The organism is Anaeromassilibacillus sp. D41t1_190614_C2, assembly GCF_015558525.1.
Classification (GTDB): Bacteria; Bacillota; Clostridia; order Oscillospirales; family Acutalibacteraceae; genus Anaeromassilibacillus; species Anaeromassilibacillus stercoravium.
Map to the genome: position 1 here is coordinate 1 of NZ_JADMOD010000033.1, position 4,819 is coordinate 4,819.

General features: G+C 56.5%; 1 protein-coding gene. It reads right to left on the reverse strand.

The features are described from left to right. Nucleotides 1-4,283, reverse strand: a 4,283-nt coding sequence (locus tag I2G69_RS13945; RefSeq protein WP_195560988.1) for an NPCBM/NEW2 domain-containing protein, incomplete at its 3' end; no start/stop codon positions are given. Nucleotides 4,284-4,819: the final 536 nt, after the last annotated feature.

Sequence of the window (4,819 nt, forward strand, 5' to 3'; positions counted from 1 at the left end):
ATCGCATCTGTGGAGATGATTTCCTCCGCTTCGCCCTCGACGCTCATCGATGCGTTGCCGCTCCACTGTACCGTCAGAAGCTGCGGTTCCTTCGGCAGTTCCGTCACATGTACGGATGCGCCTTCTGCGGTATACGGGACCTCTTCGCCGTTCCAATCGCTCAGCATCACATCTTTCAAGCCAAACGTGTAATCGCCTTCCGCCATATCCGGGGACGCGGTAAACTTCGCCGTGAACAGGCTGTCCAGATCCACCGGCAGGCCCTCGCCGATGTCATTCGCCAGGTACAGGAAATTCACCTGAAGTTCGCCTTCATGGATGCTGTATTCAAACGTATCTCCCAGCACTTCGTTCGGGATGACCTCTGTGCAGGTCAGGCCTTCCGGATACGTCATGACCATCTCCAGGGATGCTACCGGGCTCTCCAGCGTATCCAGACCGCCGATCGTGCCCTTCACTTCAAACTCGCTGCCCGCTGCTACCGTCTCCGGTGCTTCCAGGCCAAGCGCGACGCCGGTCTCCTCCGGGATCTCCTCATAGCTCAGGAACTTCGCGTCCGCCCAGTTTGCATGGTCGGCCGAGTTGTTGTCCACACGGTCCATCTGCAAACGGATCTTGCTTGCGCCGCGGATGTCGAGATCCACAAACTTTGCGGGCGTCCGATAGCCCATCACGCCGCTGTCGAACCGCGGGGTTGTCTCGTTGTCCACATAGACGCTGAAACGGACGGTCGAGCGGGTGTCGTTCTTCTGATAGCTGATGCCGACCCAGCTCTGGAAGCGGTCGTAATCCGTTCCGGTCAGGTCGTACTCAATATAGCCAACTTCGTTGGCCGGGGCATGGGCGCCCAGGCCCTTTTCAAAGCGCATCTCACTGACGCCGTCCGCCGCGGTGACCGACATCGGGTTGTTTTCATAGGAAACATCCCGATAAACGGTTCCACCGTGTACGACCGCATCGGAATAAGAAATGTCGCTCAAATAGTCCGCCAAGCTGGTCGTGCAGAAATGCACCGAATAGTTCAACTCGCCATTCTTGGTGGTCACGGTAATTTGGGTTGTTCCCGGCAGGGAGGTGGCCGGCGTGACCTCAGCTGTAACATCTCCGCCGCACGAAACGGTGACCTCTGGAATCTCCATCTGCCCTTCCGTGATCGGGACATAATAATCAAACCGGGTAGAATCATATTCCGGAAGTGAAACCCCGTCCACATAGATGTCTGCCAGCCCGGAAATTCCATACTTCACAAACTGCGCATCCGCCCAGTTTGCATGGTCGCCGGAGTTCGCGCCGTTCGTATCGGCTTCCAGAAGCAATTCTTTCACACCGGCAATGGGCACTTGGATCTTCTGGGCGGTGACGTTGGCTCCGTAACCAACCGGCTCTGTCTCATAGAGCAGGACGCCGTCGCCATAGACGCGGAAGATCACATTGCCCATCTTTTCGTCGAGCTTGGCCGCGCTGACGCCGACCGTCGCCTCAAAGACCTCAAAGCCCATTCCAGAGATATCGTAATAAATCCCGGACTGCGCATGGGTTCCCACGCCGTGTTCAAACGTTGTATCCTCTCCATTGATCCGGAGGACCATTGGCACGTTTCCATAGGACTTGTTTTTAGAAATAAAGTTTGCATGGGCATAGGAATTGGACTCCCAATCCAAGGTATCCAAATACGTGGAATCGATCACTTCCAAGCCGCTCAGTAATACAAGGCCCTCGATTGCGGTTTCCAGCTCTGCCGCCGCCTCGTCGATTTCCGCCTGGGAAACCTGCTGCGCATCCAAAAGGCGTTCTGCCTCATTCAAAGCAGCCTCCAAAATAGACCAGGTGCTGGGAGTATAATAGCCCTCGGTCAATACGCTGGCCTTCTGGATGGCTTCTGTCAATGCCTTCTTGGAACGGAGGCCGTCGATCGCCTGCTGCAACGCTTCAGCTGCTGCAACCAATTGCTCCGGCGTGGAAGCATCGTCCGCCAAGAGCGCATTTGCCGCTTCAACCGCTTCCTGCAAAGCGGCCCAGGTCTCCGCCGTATAGGAGGACTCGTCCAGGATCTCCGCCTGGCGCAACAGGCTTTGCACCCGTTCGCGGTTGACGTCGTACACTGGAAGGGTCTCCAACTCTTCCTGGGTGGCCTTTGTGAGTTTGACCGCGTAACCGAAGCCATATTTCAGGTCGCGTTCCAGCGTGGTTTCACTGGTGACAAGGTATTGTTCGTTTTCCAGGGTTTGCGCGCTCTTTGCAGCGCTGTTCCAGCCGGCGTACGCATCCGCGTCCGCGCCGTCCGCATAGATGTCCGCCACATAGGTGACGCCCTCGTCCAGGAAATCCAACGGCACCTGGAGCGTGCGTTCAATGGCGGAGAGGCTGCCGACATACCAGTCGCCCGCCTTGCTCTGGCGCGCGTACGTGGCGTACTCGTACATCTTGCCTTCCAGATAGAGGGATTTCGCCCATGTGGTGGGCATATCCTTCCAGAAGTCCATCTTATCCTTGTCCTGCTCCGGCACGCTGTTCGGGTTGGTGTACCAATACAGCACGTTCATACCGGTGCGGAACAGCAGGGGGGATGCCAGCGCATATGCTTTGGTTCCCTTGCCCGGCCAGCAATAGGTATGGTCGGCCGGCCCCTGGATGGTGCGGGTAAACAGGGTCGCAATGTCCTGCGCGATTTGCGGGTCGGAGTTTCTTCCGATACCTTCATCGCCCAAAATGCCCTCGGTGCAGAACAGGTTCGGGAACGTGCGCTGCAAGCCGGTGGGGACATATTCGTCGTGGACGGTCATAATCAGATGATGGCGGGCCGCCGCCTCGACGACCTCTTGCATGTAGCTCTCGAACTGCTGGGCGCGCACATGCACAAAGCCGGGTTTCACGCCCTTGACGCCCCATTTTTCAAAATAGGTGAAGAGCTCTTCTGCGCCGTAGCGGTTTCTGCCGCTGGAATCGGGCAGATAGACGCCGTTGACATACAGAATAATTCCTACATCACGGGCGTTCGCATAGTCGCAGATCGCCGGGATGTCCACGTCGGTCTGGAAGGTTCCGGGGGTACCCAGATCCTTATAAACGTCGAAGCCCTTGCCGCGCGTGTTGAACACGCCTTCGCCGGTGTTGTTGTAACCGCCCTCGGTGGCAAAATACTGCTCCAGAAGGATGCGGTCGCTCTCGTACTTATCCGGCTCCAAAGCGGCGGGGTCCAGGCGCGGGTCGCAGTTGACGTCGTATTCCGGGCCATACCAGCCGGTATCGAGCAGGACATATTTAATGCCGCGCTCCTGTGCCTGGTCAACGATGTCCTTGATCGCGGTGGTATTCATCCCGCTTGCTGCACGCAGGCAGGTGCCGGGGTCAACCCACTCCGAGAAATGGTAGGTCTCTTCGTCGGGGGCTTCGTTGAGGTTTTCCACAATAGTGCTGTTCGCCGGGAGCTCGATCTCGCTCTCGCCGATGACGAAGGTACGCCACGGGGTTGCCGTGGGGCTGCCGGCCGTCACGGTGATCTCCGGGCCTCTGGACGGGGAGCCGGATGGGCGGCTCGGCTTATACGAAACATAATTCGCCTTGAGCGCACGCTCCGCAGAAGCGTCCTTTTTCAGCGTCATCACGCCGTAGTTGTCCAGGTTTGCCTCGCAGATGGTCATCGCAGCCCCGCTGGGGTACTGGATGGTCATGGGGCGGTAGTAGGTTGCGCTGGAACTAAAGTTTTCAACCGCAACCTGCACCGGGACGGTCTGGTTCCCGCCGGAATGGACGTTTGCCTTGGCGCCCGCGGGGAACACAAACTGGGTGGTCTCGTCCGTAATCTCGTACGAGTCCCGTCCCTCCGGAACATCCGGCAGCAGATACCGGAACGCTACGCCGGTATCATAAGCGCGCAGTTCCACGGTGATGTCGATCCCGGTGATATGCTCCAGGACAATGGACGCTTGCTCATAGTAGTCGCGGATCTCCGCCTGCTCTCCCACAACGGGGGACCAGGTTTCATCCCCGGAGCTGGTTTCCACGGTTCCCATCGTAAAACCGTTGTTAAACTCTCCGATGCTCGTTTTTAAGCCCATTGCCGATGGCTCAATGAGCGTCTCGCCGCGGGAAACGACGTCGTAATACGGTTTTCCTTCTTCCAGCCAGAAGCGGAGCTGTAGATCCGTCTCAGGCGCTTGAACCACTTGCGCATCTGCTGGCGCGCCCGCTCCTGCTTCCGCCGCTGCGGAAACAGGGGAGACGCAGAAGGCTGTCATCAGCATGGATACGCTCAGCAGCAGTGCTAACATTCTCCTTTTCATGGTCTCCTCCTAAACGTTAAATCAAAGTTCTTTTTGCGCGGGATGCGTTTCCTTTGCCTTCTTCTCTTCAATTCCTCCTTTCTATTCCTTTCCATATATATTTTGAATTATATCACAAGCCGAGTTGCTTTGCATCAATTTAATAGAAAATAGAGATATATAATATATTTTATAGTCAAATCATATACGTCCCTTAAATTGACAAATACAAACGCAGCCTACAACGGGCACACAGCGGGCACACAGTGCCTTTCGCGGACGCACAGCGTCTTTTCGCGGACCTCCGGTCAGGACGCGCCTACGGCGGACGCACGGCGTCTTTTCGCGCCTACGGCGTTCCCTAAGAAAGCAAACTGCGAGGAGTTTGCTTTCCGCTTCATCTGGGAAGGCCCTACAGAAGCAAAGCAAGAATCTTCATAAAGGCAACCATCGCAGTCCCACCACATGCAAAAAATAGACGAATAAAACACAGAAGGACCCAATCCTGAGGATTCTCAGGATTGGGTCCTTGCTGTTTATTAGGGAAAAGCCTTCCC